The sequence below is a fragment of the Streptomyces sp. NPDC060366 genome, from assembly GCF_042725135.1.
Taxonomy (GTDB): domain Bacteria; phylum Actinomycetota; class Actinomycetes; order Streptomycetales; family Streptomycetaceae; genus Streptomyces.
The window spans coordinates 62237-88600 of record NZ_JBHXDC010000005.1; the positions used below are offsets into that span (position 1 = coordinate 62237).

Annotated in this window: 21 protein-coding genes; 6 read left to right on the forward strand and 15 right to left on the reverse strand. The window is 71.7% G+C overall.

Annotated elements, in window-relative coordinates; translation table 11 throughout:
• Window positions 1–18 precede the first annotated feature (18 nt).
• Genes ACFWHU_RS15135 through ACFWHU_RS15160 form a run of 6 tightly spaced genes read right to left on the reverse strand, consistent with a single transcriptional unit; the run spans window position 19 to window position 10024 of the window.
• Window positions 19–4608 (reverse strand): condensation domain-containing protein, encoded by a 4590-nt coding sequence (locus ACFWHU_RS15135; RefSeq protein WP_387225175.1) that lies wholly within the window; start codon window positions 4606–4608, stop codon window positions 19–21.
• A 16-nt stretch (window positions 4609–4624) separates the two neighbouring features.
• Window positions 4625–6493 (reverse strand): amino acid adenylation domain-containing protein, encoded by a 1869-nt coding sequence (locus ACFWHU_RS15140; protein WP_387225176.1) that lies wholly within the window; start codon window positions 6491–6493, stop codon window positions 4625–4627.
• Between the two features lie 10 nt (window positions 6494–6503).
• A complete protein-coding gene (locus tag ACFWHU_RS15145; RefSeq protein ID WP_385799955.1) occupies window positions 6504–7562 on the reverse strand; it encodes an HAD-IIIC family phosphatase in 1059 nt (352 codons plus the stop codon).
• Entirely contained in the window at window positions 7559–8692 is a 1134-nt protein-coding gene (locus ACFWHU_RS15150; RefSeq protein ID WP_387225177.1) for an acyl-CoA dehydrogenase family protein, read from the reverse strand. Before ACFWHU_RS15150 ends, ACFWHU_RS15145 begins: the two co-directional genes overlap by 4 nt.
• 10 nt (window positions 8693–8702) lie before the next feature.
• A complete protein-coding gene (locus ACFWHU_RS15155) occupies window positions 8703–8984 on the reverse strand; it encodes an acyl carrier protein (protein WP_385799958.1) in 282 nt (93 codons plus the stop codon).
• Window positions 8981–10024, reverse strand: coding sequence for a 3-oxoacyl-ACP synthase (locus ACFWHU_RS15160; RefSeq protein ID WP_387225396.1), 1044 nt, complete (start codon window positions 10022–10024; stop codon window positions 8981–8983). Before ACFWHU_RS15160 ends, ACFWHU_RS15155 begins: the two co-directional genes overlap by 4 nt.
• A gap of 149 nt (window positions 10025–10173) precedes the next feature.
• On the opposite strand from ACFWHU_RS15160, the gene ACFWHU_RS15165 reads away from it, so the two are divergent.
• The gene (locus ACFWHU_RS15165) at window positions 10174–11004 is read left to right on the forward strand and encodes a M23 family metallopeptidase (protein WP_387225178.1); all 831 of its coding nucleotides are present in this window, start codon (window positions 10174–10176) and stop codon (window positions 11002–11004) included.
• Window positions 11005–11039: 35 nt separating this feature from the next.
• Here the strand turns inward: ACFWHU_RS15165 and ACFWHU_RS15170 are convergent, their stop codons facing one another.
• Window positions 11040–12653, reverse strand: a complete 1614-nt coding sequence (locus ACFWHU_RS15170) for a cytochrome bc complex cytochrome b subunit (protein ID WP_387225179.1) — start codon at window positions 12651–12653, stop codon at window positions 11040–11042.
• 306 nt (window positions 12654–12959) lie between these two features.
• On the opposite strand from ACFWHU_RS15170, the gene ACFWHU_RS15175 reads away from it, so the two are divergent.
• Window positions 12960–13277 (forward strand): hypothetical protein, encoded by a 318-nt coding sequence (locus ACFWHU_RS15175; protein WP_385799963.1) that lies wholly within the window; start codon window positions 12960–12962, stop codon window positions 13275–13277.
• A 64-nt stretch (window positions 13278–13341) separates the two neighbouring features.
• Here ACFWHU_RS15175 and ACFWHU_RS15180 read toward each other — a convergent pair whose 3' ends face one another.
• The 7 genes from ACFWHU_RS15180 to fxsT all read right to left on the reverse strand — a co-directional run bounded on the left by ACFWHU_RS15180 (window position 13342) and on the right by fxsT (window position 20563).
• Window positions 13342–14004, reverse strand: a complete 663-nt coding sequence (locus ACFWHU_RS15180; RefSeq protein ID WP_387225180.1) for a response regulator — start codon at window positions 14002–14004, stop codon at window positions 13342–13344.
• A complete protein-coding gene (locus tag ACFWHU_RS15185) occupies window positions 13997–16141 on the reverse strand; it encodes a sensor histidine kinase (RefSeq protein WP_387225181.1) in 2145 nt (714 codons plus the stop codon). The genes ACFWHU_RS15180 and ACFWHU_RS15185 overlap by 8 nt, the downstream gene beginning before the upstream one ends.
• A complete protein-coding gene (locus ACFWHU_RS15190; RefSeq protein WP_385799968.1) occupies window positions 16120–16422 on the reverse strand; it encodes a hypothetical protein in 303 nt (100 codons plus the stop codon). Before ACFWHU_RS15190 ends, ACFWHU_RS15185 begins: the two co-directional genes overlap by 22 nt.
• A 75-nt stretch (window positions 16423–16497) precedes the next feature.
• Window positions 16498–16923 (reverse strand): hypothetical protein, encoded by a 426-nt coding sequence (locus tag ACFWHU_RS15195; protein ID WP_385799970.1) that lies wholly within the window; start codon window positions 16921–16923, stop codon window positions 16498–16500.
• 165 nt (window positions 16924–17088) lie between these two features.
• The gene (locus ACFWHU_RS15200; RefSeq protein ID WP_387225182.1) at window positions 17089–17643 is read right to left on the reverse strand and encodes a M23 family metallopeptidase; all 555 of its coding nucleotides are present in this window, start codon (window positions 17641–17643) and stop codon (window positions 17089–17091) included.
• Window positions 17644–17746: 103 nt separating this feature from the next.
• Window positions 17747–18325: a dihydrofolate reductase family protein gene (locus ACFWHU_RS15205; RefSeq protein ID WP_385799974.1), complete on the reverse strand. Its 579-nt coding sequence runs from the start codon at window positions 18323–18325 to the stop codon at window positions 17747–17749.
• Window positions 18326–18490: 165 nt separating this feature from the next.
• Window positions 18491–20563 carry an FxSxx-COOH system tetratricopeptide repeat protein gene (fxsT, locus tag ACFWHU_RS15210; RefSeq protein ID WP_387225183.1) on the reverse strand — a complete coding sequence of 691 codons (2073 nt, stop codon included), beginning with the start codon at window positions 20561–20563 and terminating at the stop codon, window positions 18491–18493.
• Window positions 20564–20836: 273 nt separating this feature from the next.
• On the opposite strand from fxsT, the gene ACFWHU_RS15215 reads away from it, so the two are divergent.
• The 4 genes from ACFWHU_RS15215 to ACFWHU_RS15230 all read left to right on the forward strand — a co-directional run bounded on the left by ACFWHU_RS15215 (window position 20837) and on the right by ACFWHU_RS15230 (window position 25266).
• Window positions 20837–21892, forward strand: a complete 1056-nt coding sequence (locus ACFWHU_RS15215) for an alpha-L-fucosidase (protein ID WP_387225184.1) — start codon at window positions 20837–20839, stop codon at window positions 21890–21892.
• Between the two features lie 663 nt (window positions 21893–22555).
• Window positions 22556–23302 carry an IPT/TIG domain-containing protein gene (locus ACFWHU_RS15220; protein ID WP_385799979.1) on the forward strand — a complete coding sequence of 249 codons (747 nt, stop codon included), beginning with the start codon at window positions 22556–22558 and terminating at the stop codon, window positions 23300–23302.
• A gap of 220 nt (window positions 23303–23522) precedes the next feature.
• Entirely contained in the window at window positions 23523–24539 is a 1017-nt protein-coding gene (locus tag ACFWHU_RS15225; RefSeq protein WP_385799981.1) for an IPT/TIG domain-containing protein, read from the forward strand.
• 214 nt (window positions 24540–24753) lie between these two features.
• On the forward strand, window positions 24754–25266 hold the full coding sequence (locus ACFWHU_RS15230; RefSeq protein ID WP_385799982.1) for an Ig-like domain-containing protein: 513 nt from the start codon (window positions 24754–24756) through the stop codon (window positions 25264–25266).
• Window positions 25267–25424: 158 nt separating this feature from the next.
• Here the strand turns inward: ACFWHU_RS15230 and ACFWHU_RS15235 are convergent, their stop codons facing one another.
• Window positions 25425–26357, reverse strand: a complete 933-nt coding sequence (locus ACFWHU_RS15235; protein WP_387225185.1) for an ion transporter — start codon at window positions 26355–26357, stop codon at window positions 25425–25427.
• Between the last annotated feature and the right edge of the window lie 7 nt (window positions 26358–26364).

Consider the following 26364-nt stretch of genomic DNA (forward strand, 5'->3'; position numbering starts at 1 on the left):
CGGTGCACGCTCGCGCTGTCATTCGGCGGACGCGGCCGCGGCGCGCGCCAGGGTGACGAAGTCGTCGGCCAGGGCCAGCACCGTCGCCTCGTCGAACAATTCGGTGCGGTAGTCGACGGCGATCCAGTGGTCGGCGACGCTCCAGTGCAGGTCGGGAGCGGGGCCGTCGGCCGCGCCCGCGGTACCTCGAAGGTCCGCGGTGATGTCGAAGGGCAGCGGTTCCCCCGGCAGCGGCCCGGCCTGCGCCCGCACCTCCGCTTCCGCGTACAACCGGGCGATCCGCGCGGTGAGTTCGGTGAGCGAGGGCTCGTCGGTCACGTCGATCCGCAGGGGCAGCGGCGCCGTGTGGGGCCGGACGAGGCCGAGAACCAGTTCGTCGGACTCGGCGCGCTCGGTGAGCAGGGTGACGAGTACGGCCAGCAGGCCCGCCTCGTCGAGGGCCGGGGCGAGTCCGTCGGGGAGCCGGACCTCGTGACGGGCCGTCGTACCGCTGCCGCCGCCCTGGGGGCGCGGCCGGTCGGTGGGCAGCTCGAACGGGCGCAGGCCGGCCGCGGCGTCAACCCGGTGGTGGTCGGCGGGCCGGCCCGGCAGCGCGGAGAGCGGGAGATCGGCGTCCCCGGTCGCCGCCCACAGCAGGTCGACCCAGGAGCCGGTGATCGCCGCGATCGTGCCCCGGTCGAAGAGGTGGGTGCTGTACTCCACCACCACGTCCAGGTCGTCGGCTCCGGCGCGCTCCCCGACGACCACCGAGATGTCGAACTTGGACGTCCCCGGCGGAAGACCGGGGAACAGCGGACCGCCCTCCTCGTCAACGGCCGGGCCGAACAGGCTTTCGCCGAAGACGAAGTGCGGCGGCAGCGTCTGGTGGACGTACATGACGTCGAAGATCGGGTTACGGGCCGGGCCACGCTCGGGGGCCACTTCGCGCACCACGGCGTCGAAGGGGATCTCCTGGTTCTCCAGGCCGTCGATCACGCCGGTGCGCACCTGGCGCAGCAGCGTGCGGAAGTCCGGGTCCCCGGAGAGGTCCGAGCGCAGTGCGATGGTGTTGTTGAAGAAGCCGAGCAGGCCCCACAGTTCGGGACGGGTACGGCCGATCGTGGGGGTCCCGACCACGATGTCCTGCTGGTCCGCCCACCGGGACAGGGTCATCGTGAGCCCGGTGAGCAGCATCGTGAAGAGCGTGGCGGATTCCTCCACACCGACCTTGCGGAGCCGGTCGACCAGCTCGGGCGGGATGGTCAGGCCGTGGGCGGCTCCCGCGAAGTCCATTCGCGCGGCGCGCGGGCGGTCGGTGGGGAGTTGAAGGACCGGGGGGTCGGTGAGCCGTTCCTTCCAGTAGCGCAGCTGGCCTTCGAGCAGGCCGTGCTCCATCAGCTCGCGCTGCCAGTGCGCGTAGTCGCGGTACTGCACGGGCAGCGGTTCGGGAAGGTGCTCCCGTCCTTCGCAGCGTGCCTGGTAGAACTCCATCAGCTCGCGCATCAGGATCTGCGGCGCCCATCCGTCGTTCACCGCGTGATGGGTCAGCCAGCAGAAGAGGTGGTCGTCGGGTGCGAGGCGGATCAGGGTGACGCGGACCAGCGAGTCCCGTTCCACGTCGAGGGACCGCTCGGACTCGACACGGATGATCTCGCGGGCGGTGCGCTCCGCGTCGTGCCTGCCCGTCAGGTCTTCGTAGCGGAAGAAGTCGCCGAGCTCGGGCCGGACGGCGAGCCGTGCGCGGCCGTCGACGGAGACGAAGTTGGACCGCAGGACTTCGTGGCGCCGGGCCAGGTCCTCCCAGGCCAGCCGCATGGCTTCCGGGTCGATCGGGCCGCTGTGCCGGGACGCGCCCGGGAGGTTGTAGAGGGTGGTGCCCGGATCGAGCTGGTGGTGGAACCACATGCGTTCCTGCCCGTAGGACAGCACCAGGTTGTCGGTCCGCCGGATCGGCGGGAGGGCGGTGGTGTCCTCGCCGGGTATGGCCCGTTGGGATCCGGGTGACGGGGCGGGGCCGGAGGGCGGCGTCAGATCGGCCTGCACGGCGGAGGCCAGATCGCCGACGGCCGGGTGGTCGTAGACGTCGATCATGCGCAGGCTGACGCCGTAGCGCTGCTCGACGCGCTTGAGGAGGAGCAGGGCGATGATGGAATTGCCGCCTATGGCGAAGTAGTCGTCGTCGGGGGCGACGGCGTCCGCGTAGAGCAGTTCGGCCAGGGTCTCGCGCAGCCAGGGCAGCACCTCGGCCTCGGAGTCCGGGGCGGCGGGCGGCTCGGGTGTGGCGGCGGTGGCGGACGGCTGGAGCACGACGGGCGGCTCGGGTGCGGTCGGGGCGGGCGGCTCGGGTGCGGTGGCAGTGGCGGGCGTCGCGCCCGGAGCCTCCGCCGGGACGCCCGGCGCGGTGGCAGTGGCGGACGGCTCGAGAACGGGCGGGGCGGGTTTCCGTACCGCCGGGGCCTCAGGGATCACCGCGGTGTCCGGCGGCGCGGCGGCGGAGGCCGTGAACAGCTCGCCGGTCCGTCGCGCCCAGCAGGGAACGCCCCGGAACGGCGGGCCCGGCAGTGGCACACGGCGCCCCGCCGGGGTCTGCGCTGCCCAGTCGGGGTCGTGCCCCAGTTCGTAGAGCCGCGCCAGCACACCGAGCACACCGTCCGTCGCGGGTCCCGCGGTGAGCACATGGGCGTCGGCACGGTCGGCCAGGTGGTCCGCGAGGAGGTCGCTCAGCTCCCCGCGGCTGCCCAGTTCGACGAACACGACCGGTCCGAGGGCCAGTTGTTCGTCGGCGGCGGCCCGCAGCCGGTCCGGGTCCACGGGCGAGACGGTGACGTCGCCGCTCGCGAGGTCCCTGATGTCCTCGTCGGTGAGCGTGCCGCCCAGATGGCGGACCGCGTAGCGGGAGACTCCGGAGCTGATCAGCCCGTCCGGTGCGATCCCGGCCCCGACGAAGGCGGCGTGTGCGGCCAGTTGCCCGCGTACGGCGTCGGCGTGGGCGGCCGGGAGCCGCAGGGTCTCGGGTAGCGGGGCGGGCGCACCGGTCGCGGCGGGCGGCCGCGCGTCGCCGGAGAGCAGGAGGACGACGCGGGGCCGGGCGGGCGGCGTGGACACCGGGGCGAGCCGGCCCCAGGTGACCGCGGCGGCAAGCTCGGTGGCGAGGTGCCGTGTCCGGTCGGCCACCACGCCCAGGCGGAAGGGGTGGTGCTCCCGGCCCGTGTTCAGGGTCCAGGCGATGTCCTCGAACGGCAGCGGGCTGGTGCGCAGTTCCACCGAGAGCCGCTCGCACAGCGCGTACAGATCGGCCTCGGTACGGCCCGACACACCGACCATCCGCGGCGCCCCGTCCGACGGGACATCGGGGAGCGGGGGCGGTTCCTCGACCACGCAGTGGGCGTTGACGCCGCCCAGGCTGAAGGAGCTGACGCCCGCCCGCCGTACGCCCTCGGTCCGCCACGGCCGCAGCGAGGTCACCACCTCCAGCTCGGCCCCGGTGAGGTCGACCTCCGCCGCGGCCTGCCGGAAGTGCAGGGACGGGTACAGCTCTCCGTGCCGCACGCTGAGGATCGCCTTGACCAGCCCGGCGATGCCGGCCGCGTGGTCGAGGTGGCCGAGGTTGGTCTTCAGGGAGCCGATCGCGAGCGGCTCGCGCCTCCCCTGCCGGGCGAGCGCCAGCCCCTCCACCTCGACGGCGTCGCCCAGCCGGGTGCCGGAGCCGTGCGCCTCCAGGTATCCGGCCGTACCGATGTCGAGTCCGGCCCGGTCCCAGGCCCGTGCGATGACGTCGGCCTGCGCGCGGGCGCTGGGCGTGGCGATGGTGGCGGAGTGACGGCCGTTGTGCGCGGTGGCGGTGCCCCGGATCACCGCGTGGACGAACGCGCCTTCGTCCAGGGCCCGTTCGAGGGTGGTGAGCAGCAGCACCGCGCCGCCCTCCCCCGCGCCCGCGCCGTCCGCCGCCTCGTCGAAGGCCCGGGAACGGGCGGTCGGCGAGGCGATGCCGGGGAAGTCGTCGGCCGCCGCCGCCGGGGCGATGAAGTGACGCAGGCTCACGCCGCCCACCACGGCGTAGTCCGCCTCGCCGTCCCTGAGTTCGCGACAGCCCTGGTGGACGGCCACCAGCGATCCGTTGCACCCGGTGTCCACGCCGTAGCACGGTCCGGTCAGGGCGAAGAGGTGGGAGATACGGGCCGGCAGGGCGAAGGGCATGTTGCCCATGAGACTGAGGGTGCCCGGCTCGCTCACGAACGGCAGATATCCGTTGCCGGGTGAGCTGAAGACCACCGCCGTCCGGCTGTCGCGCAGTGCGGCGGGGGTGTATCCGGCGTTCTCCAGGGCCTCCTGGGTGAGGTGCAGTGCCAGCCGGTGCTGGGGGTCGGTCACCTCCGCCTCGTAACGGGAGAGGCCGAACAGTTCGTGGTCGAAGAGGTCGATCCGGTCGAGGTAGCCCATGTCCGGGTAGTCGAGCGACGCGTCGAGGCCGGTGGGGGCGACGCGTTCGGGGGGAACGGGCCGCACGGAGTCCCGGCCGGCGCGCAGGTTGGCGCGCAGCGTGGCCAGGTCGGCGGCCTCGGGCAGCCGTGTCGCGATGCCGATGACCGCGATGTCGGCCGTGGCGGCACCGGTTGTCTGCGCGTTCACGCGGAACACTCCTTCTTCACAGCTCGTAGGCGACCGGGACGGAACGGCGGGCTGTCGGCGGGGCCTGTTCCGCGGTGTCGCCGGCAGCGCCCCCGACGCGCTCCCCGATGGCGCGGGCCTGGGCCGCGATGGTGGTGAGGTCGAACAGTTCTCCGGCGCGCACCGTTCCTGGCCACCGCTCCTCGAGTGCGCTGTACAGCTCAAGCACCTTGAGCGAATTGCCGCCGAGGCCGAAGAAGTTGTCGTCCGTGCCCGCGTCCGGGTGCCCCAGTACGTCGGCCCAGACGGTCCGCAGGACGCTCTGGAGGTGGGTCCAGCCGTCGTCGTCCCGTGGCCGGGGCGGGGGATCCCCGGCCACGGAAGCGAGGGCGGCCAGCGCCGTCCGGTCCACCTTGCCGGTGGAGGTGAGCGGCATCCGGTCCGTCGGCACGAAGCTGGTCGGCAGTGCCTGTTCGACCAGGTGGAGCCGGCAGTGGCGGCGCAACTCCCGCGGATCCGGGGGCGTGCGCCCCGGCGCGGGGGTGAGGTAGGCGGTCAGCGTCGGCGCGTCGGCGACGGATCCCGTGCACACCACGACGGCCTGGTCGACCGCCGGGTGCGCCTCGATCGCGGCCTCGATGTCCCCGAGTTCGACGCGGGCGCCGCGGATCTTGACCTGCTGGTCCGTCCGGCCGTGGTAGTGCAGCGCGCCGCTCTCGTCGCGGCGGGCGAGGTCGCCGGTGCGGTAGAGACGGGTTCCGGCCGGGCCGAACGGGGAGGCGATGAAGCGTTCGGCCGTGGCCCCGGGTGCGCGGGCGTAGCCGAGGGCGACGAAGGCGCCGCCGATGTACAGCTCGCCCGTCTCCCCGTCGTCGACCTCGCGCAGCTTGTCGTCCAGTACGTGGGCGGTGGCGCCGGGCCACGGGCGTCCGATGGGAACGCGCTCCGACGCCGGGTCGGGACGGTCCTCGACCGTGCAGGAGACGACGGTCTCGGTGGGCCCGTACTCGTTGGCCAGCCGGGCGCCGGGCAGTTGCGCGCGATGGCTCGCGACCAGCTCGGGCGTGCAGACCTCGCCGGCGACGACCACCACCCGGAGGGTGTCGGGAAGCCGGCCGGGCTCCGCCAGCAGCAGCCGGTAGTAGGAAGGCACGACAACGAGGTGGGTCGCTCGGTGCCGACGGGCCAGCTGGACGAATTCGGGGGCCAGGCGCAGTTCGCGCGCGGTGGGCAGCAGCACGGTGTGGCCGTGGGAGAACGACCAGAACATGCCGGCGAGCATGCCGTCGAAGGACAGGCGCATCGCCATGAGGAAGACCGACGGGTCGGTGCCGTAGACGGCGCCGCGCGGGCGGACGGAGTCGGCGAGCTGGCCGCGGCTCACCAGGACGCCCTTGGGCGGGCCGCTGGAGCCCGAGGTGTAGATGAGATAGGCGGGAGCGGTCTCGGCGACCGCGGGGGTCGGGCCCTCGTCGGCACCGGCCCCGGCCTCGACCAGGGCGGAGAGGTCGAGGTCCTCGGCGGCCAGGAGTGGTGGCGTGTCGGGGAGGCGGGCCAGGTCCTGGTCGTCCCGGGTGCCGATGACCACGGCGCAGTCGGTGTCGTTCAGGAGGGCGCGCAGCCGGGCCACCGGCAGGTCCGGCTCCAGCGCGGCCCAGGCGGCTCCCACCCGTAGGGCGGCGAGCACGGCGACGACGGCGACGGCGCTCTGTTCGAGACGGACGCACACGGTGCTGCCGGTACGGGCGCCGGCTTTCCGCAGCAGCCCGGCGAGGCCCGCGGAGGCGTCGGCGAGCTCCCGGTAGGAGAACGACGTGTCGCCGATGACGAGCGCGGTGGCCTGGGGGACCCGGGATGCCTGGGCGAGGAACGCGTCCAGCAGCGGTTTCGGCTGAGTGTCCGTCACTTCGGCCTCCTCACGCGTTCCGGACGAGCAGACGGACATGGCCGCCGGGCTCCGGGGTCGGGTGGTCGGAGGGCACTTCGAGGACCGTGGGTCCCGCGCCCCGGTGCTCCGCGCCGACCGGCGCGTATCCGGCGAAGCGCAGGGTGACCAGCATGTTGCGGTTCACGGCGGTCGGTACGAAGTGCGTCACCGGCCGGCGGCCCTCACTACGGGCCTGCTGGATGAGGTGCGCCAGCATCACTCCGCTCGCGCCGCGTGAGGCGACCCGGCAGGACATCAGCATCAGGCGCAGCACCGACTCCGCCGGGGTGAGTTCCGTGACGGAGAGGCCGACGATGCCGTAGTCGCCGAAACGGTCCTGGAGCCTGGCCATCCGGATCTGGTGGTCGGGCGAAGCGCTGAGCCGGCGCAGTTCGTCCTCGCTGTAGATCAGGCCGGTGCTGTTGAGCTGGTTCGTGCGTACGGTGAGCTCGCTGGCGCGCGCGAGATCGTTCTCGGTGGCCGGGGATATCTCCATGACGAGGCCGAGCGAGGCGAGGAACTCCCGCCGGTCGTCGCCGGACTCCTCCTCGGCCTGCCGGCGGCGCCACTCCGTACGGTAGAGCTGACGGCGGCCCGCGGCCTCCGCCGTCACATGTGCGGGGCTGAACTCGGGGCGTGCGGAGAGCTGTCCCGCGAGGTCGGCGGAGTAGCAGCGGACCATGGGCAGCTCGGCGTTGACCTGGGCGCGTTCGGCGGGGTCGTTGTCGATGAACGCGATGGTGTCCAGGCCGATGTTGAGCGTCTCGGCGATACGGCGGACCTCGGCGGCCTTGTCGCCCCAGCCGATCCGTACCGCGCAGAACCAGTCGGCGAGACCGCAGGCGTCGAGATGGGCGGTGGCCGCGGCGTGGTCACTCCGGCTGACTGCGGCGTGCAGGATGCCGCGGGCGTCCAGAGTGCGCAGCGCCGGCGGGACGTGCGGGAAGGGCCGCGGATCGTCCCCCTCCAGTACGACGCCGTCCCACAGGGTGTCATCCAGGTCCCAGACCAGGCACTTGACGGTCGGCCTGCCCCCCGGGGCCGTCACGCGACCGCTCCGAACCGGCGCAAGAGGTGTGCGGCTATGTGGGATTCGGCCACTTCCTGGGCTCCTTCGATGATCTCCATGACCTTGGCGTCCCGGTAGTGACGTCCGACGCGGCTGTCCGGCGCGCACCCGGCGGCGCCGAGGATCTGCACGGCGTCGCTTCCGGCCTCGGCGCAGGCGGCGGCAGCGGCGTACTTCGCCATGATCGTCTCGGTGATGCCGTGCCCCGGTCCGCCGGCCCGCGCGCGGCCGGCGGCCGCGGCGAGCTCGCGCGCGCCGGCGGCCCGTACGGCGGTTCGGGCCAGCAACGCGCCGACGGACTGGTGCCGTCCGAGCGGTACGTCGCCCTGGAAGCGGGTGGCGGCGTGTGCGGCGGCGTCGGCGACACACGCCTCCGCCATACCGACGCAGCCCCAGGCGACCGTGTAGCGGCCGTGGTCGAGAGCTGTCGCCGCGATGTGCGACAGGCCGGCTCCCGGCGGGCCGACCCGGTGGTCCGCGGGCACCCGGACGGCGTCCAGGGTGACATGGGCGATCCCGGCGGCGCGCATGCCGAGCTGTCCCCGGACGGGCTCCCGGCGCACACCCGGACGGTCGGTCTCCACCAGTACGGTGGTGGGCCGGCCGGCACAGCGGCCGAGTACGAGGAGGACGTCGGCGGACTGTCCGAACGTGATCCACTTCTTGCGGCCCGTCACGGTGAGCGTGGCGCCGTCCCCGGACTCCTCGATCTCCGTCCGCACCTCGCCGAGTGCGCTGCCCGCACCGTCCTCGGTGGCCGCGAAGCCGGCGGTCAGCGTTCCGTCGGCCAACTGCGGCAGCCAGTGGGCACGTTGTTCGCGGGTGCCCCAGCGCAGGAGCGCGGCGGCGACCATCGACTGCACGGTGAGCAGGCCGCGCAGGGCGCTGCACACCCCGCCCAGATGGGCGGCGACCTCGCCGAGCTGACCGGGTGTCAGATCGCCACCGCCGTAGTGCGCGGGCAGGTCGGCGGCGAGCAGTCCCGTCCGCGCGAGCCCCCGGAGCACCTCCGGTGGGACGTTGCCGTCCGTGTCCCACTCCCCCGCCGGTACCCGTGCCGTGGCGGCCAGTTCGGCGGCGGCCGCGACCAGTGCCGGTGTCCCGGTCATGTCCTCGGACTCAGTGATCGCCGGCATGGATCCGGGTGGGCTCGTCGGCGCCGGTCTTGCCGAGGACGAAGGCGGTGAGGCGGTGTGCGGTGCGGAAGCTGTCCAGGTCGAGGTCCTCCACCTCGACGGTCAGCGAGAACCGTTCCTCGACATAGGTGACCAGTTCCAGCGCGAACAGCGAGTCGACCAGTCCGAGTGCGAAGTAGTCGTCGTCGGGACCGATGGGGCGGCGCAGCGCGTCGGTCAGGAAGCGGGTGATCTCCTCGATCGTCCGATCGTGTTGATGAGTCATGCGAAGCTCCCCCGTCCGCTCTGCGGACCGATCTCGACCAGTAGGACACTCCACGCCGCCACGGGACTCACGTTGATGAGTACGGCCAGGTCCCCTTCGGCCAACTCCTTGCGGTCCAGGGCTGTGGAGAGGTTCAGGAACGTGTCGTTGGGGCCCAGGTGCCCGAGGCCGCGGAGGTTCTCCCGGCAGGAGGGCAGCAAGGCGATGTCCAGGATCTCCTCGGTGAACGCCATGCCGCCGGCCGAGAGGTTCTGGCTGACGTAACCCGCGATGTCGGACGGGGTGAGCCCGTTGCGCGCCAGCAGGCCGGCCACCAGTTCGGCGAGGCGCTGTCTGCTCTCCATGGCCAGCCGGAAGGAGTACCCGGGCAGGTCCGTGCACTCCTCGCGCCACTGCGCGGTGGGCCGGTCGCGGTACTCCAGGCCGAAGAGGTTCCAGTACCGGCCGTTGGTGTGCTGCGCGAGGTCGAGGATCCGCAACGGCGCCGCGGCGTGGGGGCGCCCGAGCAGCAGCGCCAGGCCGCTGTCACCGTTGACGGTCACCGGGTGCCGGTAGCGGTGCTCGCCGGCGGGCTTACTGCCGTGGACGACGAGCACGGGGCCGAGACCGGGGTCGGCGGCCAGCAGGCCGCGCGCCGCCAGCAGCGCCGGGGTGGAGGAGACACAGCCCAGGCCGCCGACCGAGAAGGTCAGCGCCGTCTCGGCGCCCAGCGCGTGCTGGAGTCTGGTCGCCTCCGAGCTGATCAGGGTCTCCGGGGCGCGCGACTCGACCAGGATCAGCGCGCCGAGGGCGGCGGCCGGCACACCGGCCGACTCCAGCGCGTCGCTCGCGGCCCGTTCGGCCAGGTCGGCGGCGGTGAGGCCGTCGGCCACCGCCACGGTGTCGATGCCGAGCCGCAGGCAGGTGAGACGGTCCGCCTCGGCCAGGCCCGCCAGTTCGGGCAGCTCTGCGACGGACCGGGTGCGGTCCGGAAGGTGCCGGCCGACGGCGTCGATCGCGACCGTCGGCGTGCTCGTGCGGAACGTGCCCTCGGCGCCCATGCGCGCTCCCACCGTGTCGAGGCTCGGACGTCGGAGACACTAAAACTGATCTACGTGATTGCGCAAGTACGTAAGAACTAATGATAGTTGCGCCGGGATCTGGAATGCTGAGGTCCTGTCACACAGCTCATCTCGTGAAAGGCCCGACGTTGCAGACTCTCTGGAAACGCCACGGTCTCGTGGTGGCCGCGGGCGCCGTGTGCGTCCTCGTCAACGCTCAGGGCGTGGGGCCGTTGTGGTTCACCGGGGTCGCCCTGCTGGTCATCGGCGTATTGATGCGCCGGGCCATGACGCTCGGACAACGGCCGCCCCGTGAGGAGGCCCCGCCGCTGGCCCTCGCGATCCCGGTGACCGGCCGCTGGATGGCACGCAACGGGCCCGCGACCAAGGTGCCCAGCCACACCCACAACCTGGCGCAGACCTACGCGATCGACCTCGCCCGGCGCCCGGCGCCGGAACCCGTGTGGCTGTGGCCGGTGGCCCTGCGCCCCGAGTCCTACCCGTCGTTCGGCGAGCCGGTGTCCGCCCCCGCGGAAGCCCGTGTCGTGGCCGTCTCGGACTCACAGCGGGACCACCTCTCACGGACCTCGCTGGGCGGATTGTTCTACGTACTCGCCGAGACCTTCATCCGTTCACTCGGCGCGCCCCGCCACCTGCTGGGCAACCACATCGTTCTCGACCTGGACGACGGGGCGTACGCGGTCTTCGCGCACCTGCGGCGCCACTCGTCGAAGGTAGCCGTGGGCGACCGGGTGACGGAAGGCCAGACGCTGGCCGAATGCGGCAACTCGGGGAACTCCTCGGAACCGCACGTGCACTTCCAGCTCATGGACAGCCCCGACATCACGTCCGCCCGCGGCCGGCGCTTCACCTGGCGGTACCGGGACGACGACGGCAAGGAGCACGAGGGGGCGCCGGCCGACAACACCTGCTTCACTCCTGCCGTGGCGGTCCCTCCGGACGACCACCGGCACCCGTGAGGCGGTCCCGCGCGGCGCGACTCCCCTGAGACGGCTCACCGGTGGTTCCGGTCGGTGATCTCTCTGTACTCCCGCGCGGTCGGCTTGGGGATCTGGGTGGCTTCGCCGTAGAAGCCGCGGCTCAGCCTGGATCGCAGCGACTGCGTGCGGGTGGGCGCCGCGCCGCCGCCCTCATGCTCTGCGGTCAGGGGCGTGTACTGCTCGTGCTGGGTGAGGGTGTACAGCTGCGCCCGGCTGAGGGGTTCGTGGTTCTCGACGTACTCGCCGTGGATGAGGCGTGTGAGCGTGCCCGTCTCGCGGCCGTGCAGAACCTTCTCGCGGTCCCGCCGCTGGAGGCCGAGCGCCGCCCGCTTCGTCACCACGTACACGACGACGGGTGCGACGAACAGGCCGACGCGGACCGCCCAGGTCACCACGTTGACGGACAGATGGAAGTGGGTGGCGATCAGGTCGTTCGCCCAGCCGACCAGAGCCACCGCGTACACACTGAGCCACGCGGCCCCGAGAGCGGTGCGCACCGGGCGGTTGCGCGGCCGGTCCAGGACGTGGTGTTCGCGGTGGTCGCCGGTGACCCAGGCTTCGAGGGCGGGGTAGAGGCCGAGGGCCAGATAGAAGCCGACGCCGACCAGCAGCGGGACGAAGTTGTCCAGGGCGAGGGTGTGGCCCCAGAAATTGAGCTCCCAGCCCGGCATGACGCGGAGCAGGCCGTCGGCCACGCCCATGTACCAGTCCGGTTGCGCTCCGGCTCCGACCTGGTTCGGGTGGTAGGGCCCGTACAGCCAGACGGGGTTGATCTGGGCGATGGCCCCGAGGACGAAGATCACGCCGACGACCATGGCGAGGAGTCCCGCCGACTTCACCGCGTACGCGGGGAAGGGGAGGCCGACGATGTTGTCGTTCGTGCGTCCGGGGCCGGGGTACTGCGGGCGCTGGTGACGGAAGAACAGGAACACCAGCGCGAGAAAGAGTGCCGCCATGAGGCCGGGGATGATCAGGATGTGGATCGTGTTGAAGCGTGCCACCAGGTCGTCGCCCGGGAACTCCCCGCCGAAGAGGAACATCGACACATAGGTGCCGACGATCGGCGTGGCGAGGATCGTGCCGTTGACGATGGCGAGCCCGGTTCCGGACAGTCCGTCGTCCGGCAGGTCGTATCCGGTCAGACCGGCGAACATGGCCAGGACCAGGAGCAGGAAGGCGCATGCCCAGTTGAGCTCGCGGGGCTTGCGGAAGGCGCCCGTGAAGAAGGCCCGCATCAGGTTGGCCAGGAGGCTGCCGGCGAGGATCAGGGCCGACCAGTGGTGCACCTGCCGGATGAGCATGCCGCCGCGGACGTCGAAGGAGATGTCCAGGGTCGAGCTGAACGCTTCCGACACCATCTGGCCGCGCAGCGGGACGTAGCTGCCGTTGTAGACGGTCTGCTCCGACGAGGGGTGGAAGTACAGCGAGAGGTACACGCCGGTGAGGAGCAGGACGACGAAGGTGCAGAGTGCGATCTCCGCGAGCAGGAAGGACCAGTGGTCGGGGAAGACCCTGCGCAGCAGGCTCCTGCCGGGGCCACGCCGGCCGAGGCGGACGCGGGCCCATTCGGCGACCCGCTCCCCCGTGTTCGGGTGTCGCGGCCCGGCCGGCTCGATCTCTTTCGTCATCTTCCACCACTCGTCTGGTGCCGTCGGACGTCGGCAGCGCGTCGAAGGCCCGGCGAGTTGTCGGCCGGCTCCTCCGTGACGAGGCGGTGCACCGTTGTCGCCCTTGAACCGATCACTCGGCGGAATTGTTCCATTCCATATGGATTGGGGCGGTAATTCCGTTGGGGCTTGTTCGGCGGCTCCCGGGAAAACCCTCTGATGGTCCCCTGGGGAGGAGGGGGCGGACGGCTCATGTGCCCGGGTCACCGGGCGGTCGAAGCTCCTCTTGTCCGAAGCGGTTCGCAGGACTTGAGGAAAGGAACACACATGAAGCGCATGGGTCTCACCGCAGCCGGGTTCGCCGTCGCCGTGACCGCGATGACCGGGCTCGGGGCCTTCCCGGCCTCCGCCGCCGAGCAGGCGCGACCGGCCGAACGGCCTTCCGTCTCCGAGCGGGCGACGGTGTCCGAGCGGGCGTCCGCCGCGGACCGGTCGGCGCTGTCGGGCCGGTACCCCCACCTCAGGGGCAAGTACTGGACGCGCGGCGGCTGCCTGGAGGCCGGGCAGGAGGGCATCAACCGAGGCCACTGGACCGGGTACGAGTGCGCCAACGGCACCCTCCAGTGGGTGCTGTGGACCGACTGACCCCGGTCCCCGGTCACGGTCCCGACGAGTGAACGCAGCCCGCGACGCGGAGCCGTACCGGGTGTCAGCCCGGCCCGAGCCCCGCGTCGCGGGCCCGTACGATCGCCGCCGCCCGGTCGTGCACCTGAAGCTTCGAGAAGATCGAACCGACGTGGTTGCGCACGGTCTTGTCCACGACGAACAGCCGCTGCGCGATCTGCCGGTAGCTCAGTCCGCCCGCCAGCAGCTCCAGGATCTCCCGCTCCCTCGTGGTGAGCGTCGGGAACGCCTCCCTCGCCGGGGCGCTGCCCATGGCGGCGAACAGACTGCCGAGCCGCCCCGCCATCAGCGGACTGAAGACCGCGCCGCCGCGCCCCACGGTGTGCAGGGCGTGCAGGATCTCCTCGCGCACCGCGCCCTTGAGCAGATAGCCGCGGGCCCCGGCGCGCATCGCCGCGAGCAGGTTGCTGTCCTCCTCGGACATGGTCATGACGACAACACGCGTCTCCGGGCGGTCGGTGAGCAGTCGGCGGGTGGTCTCGATGCCGGAGAGTCCGGGCAGACCGAGATCCATCACGACCAGGTCCGGTGTGGTGCGGGCGGCCTCGGTGAGCGCTTCCTCGCCCGTGGATGCCTGAGCGACCACGCTGAACCCGTCGTCGAGATCGACGGCGGCGGCCAGTCCCTCCCGGAAGAGCGGGTGGTCGTCGACCAGCAGGACGCGCAAGGGGGATGAGGGTTCACTCATGATGACCAGTCCGGACCGGTAGTGGGGGCAGAGGGGTGGTGAGGGCGCTGGTTACGGGCAGGACGGCCTGGACCGTGGTGCCTCGGGGGCCGGTGGAGACGGTGGTGGTGCCCCCGATCTCCTCGGCCCGCTCGGCGAACGAGGCCAGGCCCGTGCCGGGCACCGGCTCACGGGGCAGGCCGGTGCCGTCGTCGGTGACGGTGACGGTGAGCCGGGCGGCGTCGGAGGTGAAGGTGATCCGTACGAGCCGGGCGCCCGAGTGCCGTACGGCGTTGGTCACCGCTTCGGCGGCGATCCGGTAGGCGGCGGTCTCGACCGCGGGAGCCATAGGCCGTGCGGTCAGCGGCGCGGCGGGCCGGACCACCACCACTCGTACGCTCTCCGTGCTGAGACGGCGCGCCAGCGTCTCGGTCGCGTCGAGCAGACCGCGTTCGACCAGCGCGGCCGGGGCCAGCCCGGCGGTGATCCGCCGTACCTCGGCCAGTGCCTCGCCGAGTCCCTCGGCCGCCACCCGCAGGTGTGCGGGCGCCGGGGAGTCCGGGGCGACGCACGCCTGCGCGGTGCCCAGCCGCAGTTGTACGGCGGCCAGTTGGGGTCCGAGGCCGTCGTGGATCTCCCTGCGGAGGCGGCGCCGTTCCTCCTCGCGGGCCAGCACCAACTTCTCCCGGGCAGCCTGCGCCTCTTCGGCCAGTCGCAGGGCGGCCAGGGCGGGCCCGGCCTGGTCGGCGAGGAGCGACAGCAGGTCGCTGTCGCGTTCCGGCGGGGTGCTCGTCTCACCCCGCGCCACTTCCAGCCGGCCGACGACCTGCCCGTGGTGGTGCAGCACGAAGACCTCCTTGGGTGTGGTCACCGGCCGGCCCACGGCGGCGAGCCGGCGCGGCCCGGCGCTGGTGTCGACCTGGACCGTCGCGCCGGCGAGACCCAGGTCCTCCACGGCACTTCGGCAGATCTGCTCGGGTACTTCGGCCGGGTGCGGGGCCTGCTGCAACCGGACCGCCAGTGCCCTTATGGCCTCGTGCGGCCGGGCCCTGGGACCGTAGAAGGCCCGTTCCACGGCGAGCGAGGCGCGCCGTACGACGGGTCTGGCGGCCCAGCCCGCGACGAGCGAGCAGCCCGCGACGAAGGGCGGGGCCGTGCTGCCCGAGTGTGGGAACAGCGCCCACATCGTCACCACCGAGCAGACCGCCGCGGCGGCCAGCGCGGTGAGCACGAAGGCCACCGAGAGCCGGTGGCCGGTGTCCCGGCCCAGGTGCCACATGCTCTCCCGGGTGACCGCCAGACAGAGCACGGCGACCCATACGGCGCCCCCCGCCGCCCCGGCCGCCATGGTCCACCGCTCGCCCCACACGTCCGCCAACAGCAGGGCGGCATAGGCCGGGTAGGCGGCTGTGAGCAGGAGGCACAGCTGCCGCGCGCCGCCCGGCGGCGTCCCGTACGTCCGGTGGGCCAGCATTCCCGTGATGCAGGCCGCCACCGCGGCACTCACCGCGTCCAGCACATCTCCGGCCGGGGCGAGCAGTCCGGCCGCCCAGAGGCCGGGGGCCGTCTCGGACCAAGGGTTGGGGAAGGGGTTCATTCCCGGCGTACCCAAGGTCCACAGGACGCCGTACCCCACGCAGGTGACGACGGCGGGTACGGCGGCACCGCGCCACCGGCGCGCGAAGGCGGGCGCGGGGGAGGTGTCGGGGAGGAGACAGAAGGGGAGGAGCAGCACCGTCAGCGGCTGCACGGTGATCGCGGCACCCCCCAGCAGGATCATCGCCGCGTCGACGGACACGACTCCGCCGCCGACGAGGGACGCGACCAGGTCCGACACCGCCGGGGGGACGATCCACACCACTCCCCCGGCCAGAAGCAGGCCGCCTGCCCGCTGCCCGGCCCGGTCGGCGAGCAGGAGCACCGCGATGGCGCAGACCGGGAGGCCGACGACGAGGCGGGTGACCTCGGCCGTGGTCTGCGGCGACGAGTAGTGAACGGCGAGCCACGTCTCCTCGGCGGACAGCACGACCGCCAGCCGCACCAGCAGGAGCGCCGCGAGCAGGGCGGCGGCGCCACCCGCCACCCGCAGCGCCCGCCGGTCCGGCTGCCGGTCCGGCGGTTGGTCGGACAGCGCGGTCAACTCGCCCACAGGTCCCACGGGCCGAAGTCCCCGGCCGACTTGGTGCACTGGTAGCTCGTCCACGTCTTCTTCCGTACGCCCTCGCGGCCACCGGCGTGGCAGGCGTCCTCCGTGTGGTACGAGCGGATGTACCGCTTCGCGTCGGCATCCGACGAGGACGACACGGCGGACGCGGGCACCGGCGCCGGCGTCGTTGCGTGCGCGGTCTGCGCGCTCAGGGCGGCGAGTGCCAGCGCGAGCGTGGCGACGACGGTCTTCGGGCAGAGATTCGGGCAGAGAGGCGAACGGGTACGCGACATGATGGTCTCCTTCGGGTTCTTCGAGTGGGCAACGACGCGGTCGGCACCGGCGTTGCGGGGCGGCGGCGACGGCCGTCAGGTGAGAGCGGGGCGGTCGGTGAGGCCCAGCACCGCACGGCCCGCTGCCAGCGCACTGCTGCGCGGTACACCGCAGAAGGCCAGAAACTGAGCGATCGGCTGTACGGCCCAGTCGGTTGTGCGGTCCAGATGCACGGCCAGCCGCGCGGCGTGGAGCCGCACGTACCTCGCCGTCCGGTCATCGAGGCGCACCAGGAGCGCGTCCAGTGCGCTCCCCCCGTAGAAAAGGGCGTGGACGACAACCCGTCGCTTCAGTCCGCGCAGATCCGCAGGAGCCAACGAGCCCACCCGCACCCCGCCGCTGTCGGCGAGCGCGGCCCTGAGCGCCCCGACCACCGCCGTGTTCCCGCCGGCGGCCCGCACCCGGCCCACCAGATCGTCCAGGTCGGAAGCGCTCGGAGCCCATTCCCGTGCCTTACACATGTCATCGCCCTCTCCGCCCGCGACTTCCCGGCGGGCCGAGCACCACCGTCCCCCGCCCGGCTTCCCGGGCACCTGAGGCAGCGGCCCTCGATACGCCCGCCGGAACGCCGAGGTCGCAGCCGCGCGCGTTGCGCGAGGAGGCGTGCCGCGAGGGCGGAAAGGCGGTCAGGCCCGGGTGTTGACGCTTACCGGGGCGGTTCCGGTGGAGGGTGTCCAGCCCTGGATCGTGGCCGGTATGCCGACGCGGGTGTTGCAGTCGATCACCTGGAAATGCAGGTGCGGCGCGGTGGACGCTCCGGTGCTGCCCGACCAGCCGATGATCCTGCCCTGTGGGACCCAGTCACCGGTGTTGTAGATCGCCTTGTTCAGGTGCGCGTAGTGGGTGCACTGGCCGTTGGAGTGCCGGATGATGACCTCGATGCCGTTCTGCCAGTACGCCGACCAGTCCGACACGAGAATCGTGCCGCCCTGCGCGGCGGACACCTCGTAGTTCGCCGGCAACCCGAAGTCCCAGGCGTACTCGTTGTACGGCCCGGTGTGCGAGTACGTTCCCTCCGGCCCCTGGGTGACCGTGTAGGCCTCGCCCGCCGGGTAGGGGGCCTCGTAGTAGTAGTCGGCTGCCGCGGCGGGGCCGGCCCCGAGCAGGCCCACCCCCACCGCGATCAGCGCGGCGCTCGCGGTGGCCACCAGCCGGTGCGGAACTGTCCTCGTGTTGAGCACTATGCGTCTCCCGTTTCAGGTGCTGGACGTAGAACGCATGAGCGTGTCACCAACTGACGTGCAATGAAAGCCAGTTGGAAGCGAGCACAGTCGGCCGCTCGGCTCAGGCGTGCAGGGTCGGCCGGTAGACGAGCTCCTGGATGTGGCCGTCGAGCGTCCGGCTCTCGATCAGTTCGAGGTCGAAGTCGGCCGCCCCCCGGAAGATCGGGTTCAGCCCGTTCCGGCCGGTGAGCACAGGGAAGAGCGTCACCTGAACGCGGTCGACCAGACCGGCGGCCATCAGCGCGCGGTTCATCGACAGGCTGCCGTGCGAGCGCAACGGCACCTCGGACTCCTCCTTGAGCCGAGCGACGACATCGACCGCGTCCCCGCTCACGATGTCCGCATCCGGCCAGTCGAGCGGTCCTTCCAGCGTGGTCGACACCACCGTCGCCGGCAGGTTCCTCATCCGTGTGACCCAGGGGTCACGGACGTCGGACTCCTCGGTGCTCGCGGCCAGCAACTGAGCGAACGCCCGATACGTGTTGGCCCCGAAGACCATCCGCTGCTCCTCGCCGTACAGGGCGAGGCGGTGGTCGAGGAGCTCGGGGCCCTGCTTGCCCCAGTAGCCGCCCCAGTCACCGCCGGCGCCGCCGAAGCCGTCGAGGCTGGAAAAGACGTCGAACGTATAGACAGCGGACATGGCGCTCTCCTCGAGTGTGGCTGATCACGTACTGGGAGTACTGACCGGAAACCACTAAAACTCATCGTCGGAGAGGCTCGGCTTCTTCCGGGCACCAGGGACGGGCATCTGACCAGGGCGGATGCCCGTCGGACGACGAGGCGGACGGCCCATGGTCCGTACGGGTCATCGTTTCAGCCGGTCCACCAGCGCGAGGGCGTCCTCGGTCTTGGGATGGGTAGCGCCCAGCCGGGTGCGCAGGATCTGTGCGCCCCGGCTGGCGAGGTCCACCGCGGACGGGTCGTCCAACGTGTGCAGGGCCTGGGCCTTGAGCAGCAGTGCGTACCCGATGTACAGGTGGTCCGGTACGTAGAGGGCCTCGCGGATCCGCAGCGCCCGTGAGATCAGCGGCTCGGCCGTTGCGGTGTCGCCGAGGTCGAGGTGGACGGTCGCCAGGGCGATCAGGTCGAAGCTCACGTACGGGTTGTCCGGCCCGTACGCGGCCTCGTCGATGTGCAGCGCCCGCTCGGCCAACGGCAGCGCCGCTTCGTGCTCACCGAGAAGGCACAGCGTCCGCGCGAGCGTCGCCAGGTCCGTCGCGATGGCGGGGCTCTCCGCCGGCAGGCACGACTCGTGCAGGCGCAGCGCGCGCTCCACCAGCGGGCGTGCCGTCCGCGGCGCGCCGAGGTCCCGGTGGATCTGTGCCAGGACGATCAGGTCGAAGCCGATCTCGGCGTCCCGGCCTCCGAGCGCCTCGTCGAGTGCGAGGGCGCGTTCGCACAGGGGCAGCGCCACCCCGTGGTCACCGATCTGCACGAGGAACTCCGCGGCCAGCCGCAGCAGCACCGCGGTCTGCGCGGCGCATTCGGCCGGTGGGTCGTCCTTGGTCACGGCCAGTACGTGCGGGAGCAGCCCGTGCCAGCGCGGCCGGGCGTCCGGGTCGCCGTGGATGTCGTGCGGCACGGCCGCCAGCAGTGCGCCGCACAGCCGGACCCGGGCGTTCGCCGGCCCGTCGTCCGGCATCGCGGCGCGGATCGCCGCCTGGACCAGCCGGTGCAGCACCAGGGAGGAGCCATCGCGCCGGGCGAGGCCCAGACCGGCCAGGGCACCGACCGTCGTGTCCCACGCCAGTGGGTCCGCCGCCGCGGTGATCAGCGGGTCCGGGCCGCCGAACAGGCTCAGCGGGATCGGTTCCGGCGCGAGCATGGCGCACAGTTCCAACAGCCTTACCGCCTCCGGCTGTTCCCTCTCCAGTCTGCGCACGCTGAGCCGCCACAGGGTCGCGACGACCACCGTCGGCCGGTCGGTCAGCTCGCCCCTGGCGATCATCTCCTCCAACCGCGAGGTCAGCAGGGCCAGGTACTCCCCGGGCGCCGTCTGGTTGTAGCTCATGTAGCCGGCCGCCTGCTCCAACGCGAGCGGCAGATCCCCCAGTTGCTCCGCGATCCTGTCCGCCGTCTCCGCGGTCGTGCCGGGCACCCGCCGGACCAGCAGTTCCACCGACTCCTGCCGGGTGAACACCTCCAGGTCCACCACTCCGGCCCTGCTCGACCATCCGCTCATCCTGGTCGTGACGACGACGTGGCCGTTGCTCGCCAGGTCTCCCGACGGGAGCGCGCGCACGAGCGTGCCCGGCTTCTCCCCGTTGTCGAAGATGATCAGCCAGGGCCTGCGGTCCCGCAGCTTGCCGTACACCCGCGGGACGACCTGGTCCGAGCCCACCTCCACCAGTTCGAGCTCCCTGGCCAGCGACGTGAACTGGGACGCCATCAGGTCGGGGTCCTCCGCGTCGATGAATCCGACGAACCGGTACTTCGGCAGGTGGCGGTAGGCGTACTCGACGGCGAGCTGCGTCTTGCCGACACCGCCCAGCCCGTGGACGACCTGGATCGCGCCGTCGCCCGCCGAGGTGAGGCGCCGTCGCAGCTCCCGCAGGGTCGCGTCGCGGCCGGTGAAGTGGGTGTTGCGCGGCGGCAGCCGGTAGGTCGCGGGCGTTGTCGGGCGCGGTGGGCGCTCCCCGCGTGGCTGCTGTAGCAGTGGGACCAGTGCGAGCGGGATCAGGAACAGGAGGACCAGCCACGGGTGGACGCGCACGAAGTCGAGCGGTCCGGGCCAGCGGCTGTGCCCGGAGGCGGCGTTGAAGGCGAGACTGCCGACGAAGAGTACGAGCAGACCGGCGACCGCGCCGACCAGCCTCCGCCGCATGGCTCCCCCTCGGGTCGTGACGGCGACCGCGACGGCCACAGCCGACGCGAGCATAGCCCGGAAGTCTCCACACCCGAAGGGCGGTTGACCGACGGCCGGCGGAGGGCCCGACACGGGTCTTCACCAGCGCGCCAGACCTGCCGGACCGCCATCCCCTCACCCGTCGTGGTCAGTTCCACGCGATGCGGCGGACCCGACACGCCGACCGCGACGCCGAATCCCCCGGGGCATAGGGTGACCGACCGTGGAAGACACCAAGCATGATCTCGGACATCTCGCACGGGACCGGGCCGAACGGCGGGCCGCGCAAGGGCCGGAGGTGACCCGATGACTCGCCAGGCCAGCCCCCGGGGGCTCGACCGGTACCGCCACGACCGGTTCGGCATGTTCGTCCACTGGGGCCTGTACTCGATGATCGGCCGCGGCGAGTGGGAGCAGGTCGTCGCCCGCATTCCGCCGGCCGAGTACGCGCCGCTGGCCAAGCTGTTCAACCCCGCCGCCTTCGACGCCAAGAAGCTCGTGGCCCTCGCGGAAGCGGCGGGCCAGCGCTACCTCACCATCACCAGCCGCCATCACGACGGCTTCTCCATGTACGACACCAAACTCTCCGACTTCAGGATCACCCGCTCCCCGTTCCGGCGCGACCCGATCGCCGAACTCGCCGACGCCTGCCGGGAGTCCGGCACCGTCAAGCTCGGCTTCTACGTCTCCCTCGTGGACTGGCACCACCCCGGCTACCTCGACACCACCCGCTGGGAGGAATACCTCGCCTTCCTCTTCGGGCAGGTCGAGGAGCTGTGCACGCAGTACGGAGACGTCGCCCAGATCTGGTTCGACGGCGACTGGCCCAACTCGCCCGTGTCAGGCGAACACCCCGGCTGGTTCACCACCGACCAGCCGTGGCGCTACCCCGAGCTGTACGACCTCATCCACCGCCTCCAGCCGGACGCCGTACTCCTCAACAACCGCAAGGACGGCCTGCAACCCGGCGAGGACGTCCAGGGCTTCGAGAACGACCTCCCGGGCGAGAACACCTCGGGCCTCAACCCCGGCCCGGCCCTCGCCGTACCCCGCGAGACCTGCCTGACCATGAACCACAGCTGGGGCTACGTACCCCACGACACGGCCTACAAAGAACCCGACCGGCTCATCGCCACACTGCTCGACTGTGTGGCAGCCGACTCCAACCTGCTGCTGAACATCGGCCCCACACAGTCCGGCGACGTACCCGCCCCCGCACAGGAGCGGCTGCGCGACATAGGCCGCCGGCTCGAACCCCACGGCGACGCCGTGTACGGCGCCGGCCCGGGGCCGGACCCCGGAAGCATCCGCACCCGGGACGGGCGAGTCCTGGACCCGGCCGATCTGATGCCCCGGAGCTGACAGGGCGGCCGACCACCACACCAACAGCCAACACAGGCCGTGTGGTTGGGACACACCCGTGGGAACGGCGTAGAACGGGATGAGGCGCACACACTCAGCCGATTGGGTGATACCGCAACCCAGGACTTGTGGCATATGCCGGGATCCTGCGTTACTGGACCTATTCCAACCAATGGGCAGCCCGTACCACTCGGGAAGCGTGGTGCCGGAGTTGGCTGTCGCCCTCCACACGTGGGGAGGGTGCGGGTACGACGGGGTCACGATGGGCACCCCGAGGGGGTTGGATCGCCAGTCGGTGCCGCTCGCGCGGTGCCGACTGGCTTTTTCTGTGCCGGCCGGCGCAGACCGAGGGCGCGCGCCGGTGGTACACGGGCGCCACCGCGCCGCGTTCAAAAATGTCGCGAATGACACCTTGTCAGAGATGGCTCCCTATGGGGTACTTGAGACAGCGAACCGGTGGGCCGCCCATCCCAGACCGGGGATCACGGTAAAGGGCGGCGCCTGCCGGTTCTTCCTCTGTGTGCCTACGAGGGAACTCCGTTGACCAGGCGGCACGGTTCACCCGTCCGTCCTCCCGTGAGGGTCTTCCGCGAAGGACGGCCCGGCGGTCCCCAGGCTTCGCTGCGTCCTCAGTCCCACGTCCTGTCAGCGAGGAGTCTCTCCATGCCTATTTCCCCGAACCAGGGATCCACCGGCGGTGGCACGCTGGTGACCATCACTGGTACGAACCTGTCCGGCACCAGCGCCGTGAAATTCGGCACCAAGTCGGCCACCAGCGTCACCAACGTATCGCCGACCCAGGTCACGGCCGTGTCGCCCTCGGGCGCCGGCAGCGTCGGGGTGACCGTGACCACCCCGGGCGGCACGAGCAACCCGATCCCGTTCTTCTACATCGGTGCCCCGTTCAAGTCCTCGCTCGGGCCGACCTCCGGCCCCCTGGCGGGCGGCAACACGGTCACCATCAACGGTGTCGGGCTGGCGACGGCCACCAGTGTGTCGTTCGGCGCCAACTCCGCGACGCCCACGGTCATCTCCGACACCCAGCTCACCGTCGCCGTGCCGGCGGGCGCGGCAGCGGGCCCCGTCGGAGTGAGCGTGACCACCGCGGGCGGAACGAACAACGGTCTGTCCTACACCTACGTGGACGTTCCCACCGTCACCGCCGTCACGCCCACCTCCGGGCCGACGTCCGGCGGCACCGGTGTGACCATCACGGGGACCAACCTCGGCACCACCGAGTCGGTCACCTTCGACGGCAACCCCGCACCGTTCACCCTGGTGAACTCCACCACGGTCTCGGCGGTGACCCCGCCCGGCGCCGCCGGCGCGGTCGATGTGGTGGTGACCAACCCGGCCGGCTCCGACACGGCCGCCGGCGCGTTCACCTACGTCGCGCCTCCCGGTATCTGACCGTCACCCACGCTGCCGCCCGGCCCTCGCCGGGCGGCAGCCTGCCTTGACCACCGCTTCCCGAGCGGTGATTCCCGCCCTCCCCGCCGGCCGGCCATGTGTTCCCCGGCGGGCGGGGGCACCCATCCGCCGACGCCTCGGGCGCGGCGGTTTCTCCCGGCCCGGACCGGACATCCGCGTCACCCCTGGGCTTCGCCCAGGCTGCCATAGGAGCATCCATATGCCGCCCACGATCAGCACCATCAATCCCTCGCAAGGGCCCACCACCGGGGGTACCACCGTCACCCTCACCGGCACCGGGATGACGGGGTCCACCGCCGTACGGTTCGCCAGCACCAACGCGACGTCCTTCATCGTGAACTCCGCCACCCAGATCACCGCCGTGAGCCCGCCCCGCGCCGCGGGTGCGGCGGCGGTGATCGTCGTCCATCCCACCGGCAACAGCAACTCGGTGACGTTCACCTATGTCGTGTTGACGGTCCCGGTTGTCACGAGTGTGGCGCCCAGCAGCGGTCCGACATCGGGCGGCACCAGTGTCACCCTCACGGGAACCGGGTTCACCGGGGCCACGGCGGTCACCTTCGCCGGGGTCCCGGCGACGTCCTTCACCGTGAACTCGGCAACCCAGATCACCGCCGTGACACCCGCGGGAAGTACCGGGGCCGCGGTGGTGGCCGTCACGACACCGGGGGGCACCAGCGCCCCGGACGCCTTCTTCTTCTACGCCGCCTCTCCCGTCCTCGACAGTGCCGCGCCCACCCAGGGCCCGACGGCCGGCGGCGTGGTGGTCACACTGACCGGAAGCAATCTGCTCAACGCCAGTGCCGTACGGTTCGGGATCACCAACGCCACCTCCTTCACCGTGGTGTCGGCGACCCAGATCACGGCCACCGCCCCTCCGGGGACGGGAAGTTCACCGATCACGGTGATCACGCCGGGCGGCACGAGCAACCCCGTCGCCTTCACCTATGTCACCGCGCCCACTCTGACCGCGCTGGTGCCGAGCAGCGGTCCGACGTCCGCGGGCACCGTGGTCACCCTCACCGGCACGAACCTGGCCACGGCCTCGGCCGTCACCTTCGGCGGTACGGCCGTCCCGTTCACCGTCGTGTCGGACACACAGATCACCGCGGTCGCACCCGCGGGAGCCGCGGGTCCGGTCACCGTGACCGTCACCACGGCGGGCGGCACCGGCCCCGGACTGACCTACACCCGAGTCGCCGCGCCCGGCATCTGACACGCGGACGCCGGGGAAAGGAGCCGCCGCACACCCCTCGTACGGCCCTGCCGACCGCTCCCCCACTCGATTGCCGACGACCGTTCCGGGCCGCTGATCCAGTCAGGCTATATGTGGGCGCCGCCTCCCCGGACGGCGAAAGAGATCGCCATAGCGTGAAGCTCCACGGCGCCCGCGCCCCGCGGGCCCGGCGACAGAACAAGGAGCCGAACCGGTGAACATCACACCACGCAGAGGGAGACTCGTCGTCGCCACAGCCCTGGCCGCCGTGCTGGGGCTGGCCTCGCCGGCCTGGGCCGTACCGTCGAGCACCACGGTGACGGCCACTCCGCAATCCGCCCAGGTGGGCGCCTCGGTGCTGCTGGCGGCCACGGTCGACTGTCCCGCCGACCCCACCGGCGGACTCGGCGTGACGTTCTTCGACGGCAGCACCGAGCTCGACACCGTGCTCGTCAACGCCAACGGCCAGGCGAGCTACAACACCACGTTCACCACCGTCGGCTCGCACACCATCACCGCCGCCTACAACGGCACCTCGGAGTGCGACGCCTCCAACAGCACCACGACCGTCCAGGTGACGTCCGCCCCGACGCCGCCCGGTCCGAACCCCGGCTTCTGTCTGCTCGCCTGCGGCGGACTGATCAACTTCTCCACCGGTGACATCAACAACACCGTCAACATCAACAAGAACAAGTACGGGAACCAGCACAACGGGCGTCCGCACTAGGGCCTGTCGTTTGGATCAGGCCGGATCAGGGAGCGGGGTCTGGTGCGTGCGAGCGCAAGGCGGAGGAGGGAGACAACGCGGAGCGTTGGCGACCGACGACAACGCGGCGGGCGTGCGTGCCAGGGACCGCGAGCCCGGCAAGATCCGAACCACAGGCCCTAGGTGCACCGCACGCGAGGGTTGTCGACAGGCGCCGGCCCACCGGCCGCGCCTGTCGCGCCCGGTCGGTCCTCGGCGGGGCGGGCGTGCCCGAGTTCTGCCTCGATGGTGTCCAGGGCCCGTCTCGCGGCGGCGAGCTGTTCCCGGAGGTCGTGCCGCGTGTCGGGGGCGGCTCCGCGCTGTCCCGGTCCCGCGTCCGTCTCGGCCTCCATCTCCCGTGCTTCCTGGAGGGAGTTGATGACGACGCCGATGAGCAGGTTCACCAGGAGGAACGAGCCGAGCAGCACGAAGGAGGCGAAGTAGAGGATGGTCCAGCGGGAGATTTCCAGGCCCGCCCGTACCGCGTCGCCGAGGCCGTCGAGGGTGATCAGAAGGAACAGGGTGAGGGCCGCGCGGCCCAGTGAGCCGTAGTGCTCGGGGTCCTCGGGGGCGAAGAAGACCCAGCCGACCATCGCGTAGACGTAGAGAAGCAGCGCGCCGACGAGTACGAAACTCAGCGTTCCCGGCAGGCTCTTGCCGACGGCCACGATGACGATGCGCAGCTGCGGGAGGAACCGGGCCGCGCGCACCACGCGGGCCAGGCGCAGGAGTCGCAGTACGGTCGCGTTCTCGCGTGCGAAGGGCATGAAGGCCAGGCCGACCACCGCGAGGTCGAAGAGGTTCCACGGATCACGGAAGAAGTCCTTGGGGCGGTCCGCACAGGCGGCGGCGCGCAGCAGGATCTCGGCGGTGAAGGCCGCGAGGAAGACATGTTCGGCCGCCTTCAGTGTGTCGTGCCACTGCTCCACGGCGCCGGTGTAGGTCTCGGCTCCGAGCAGTACGGCGTTGCCGAGGATGAGACCGAAGACCGCGGCGGTGAACGCGGCCGACTCGGTGATACGGCGTGTACGGACCGCCAGGGCGAGGCGTAAGTGGGCGGTCCGTTCGGACATCGCGATG

Coding starts and splice junctions, on each gene's coding strand:
- ACFWHU_RS15175 (WP_385799963.1), top strand. CDS start 12,960: ATGAAGCGCATGGGTCTCACCGCAGCCGGGTTCGCCGTCGCCGTGACC.
- ACFWHU_RS15195 (WP_385799970.1), bottom strand. CDS start 16,923: ATGTGTAAGGCACGGGAATGGGCTCCGAGCGCTTCCGACCTGGACGAT.
- ACFWHU_RS15235 (WP_387225185.1), bottom strand. CDS start 26,357: ATGTCCGAACGGACCGCCCACTTACGCCTCGCCCTGGCGGTCCGTACA.
- ACFWHU_RS15205 (WP_385799974.1), bottom strand. CDS start 18,325: ATGTCCGCTGTCTATACGTTCGACGTCTTTTCCAGCCTCGACGGCTTC.
- ACFWHU_RS15180 (WP_387225180.1), bottom strand. CDS start 14,004: ATGAGTGAACCCTCATCCCCCTTGCGCGTCCTGCTGGTCGACGACCAC.
- fxsT (WP_387225183.1), bottom strand. CDS start 20,563: ATGCTCGCGTCGGCTGTGGCCGTCGCGGTCGCCGTCACGACCCGAGGG.
- ACFWHU_RS15220 (WP_385799979.1), top strand. CDS start 22,556: ATGCCTATTTCCCCGAACCAGGGATCCACCGGCGGTGGCACGCTGGTG.
- ACFWHU_RS15225 (WP_385799981.1), top strand. CDS start 23,523: ATGCCGCCCACGATCAGCACCATCAATCCCTCGCAAGGGCCCACCACC.
- ACFWHU_RS15160 (WP_387225396.1), bottom strand. CDS start 10,024: ATGGGCGCCGAGGGCACGTTCCGCACGAGCACGCCGACGGTCGCGATC.
- ACFWHU_RS15215 (WP_387225184.1), top strand. CDS start 20,837: ATGACTCGCCAGGCCAGCCCCCGGGGGCTCGACCGGTACCGCCACGAC.
- ACFWHU_RS15170 (WP_387225179.1), bottom strand. CDS start 12,653: ATGACGAAAGAGATCGAGCCGGCCGGGCCGCGACACCCGAACACGGGG.
- ACFWHU_RS15155 (WP_385799958.1), bottom strand. CDS start 8,984: ATGACTCATCAACACGATCGGACGATCGAGGAGATCACCCGCTTCCTG.
- ACFWHU_RS15190 (WP_385799968.1), bottom strand. CDS start 16,422: ATGTCGCGTACCCGTTCGCCTCTCTGCCCGAATCTCTGCCCGAAGACC.
- ACFWHU_RS15150 (WP_387225177.1), bottom strand. CDS start 8,692: ATGACCGGGACACCGGCACTGGTCGCGGCCGCCGCCGAACTGGCCGCC.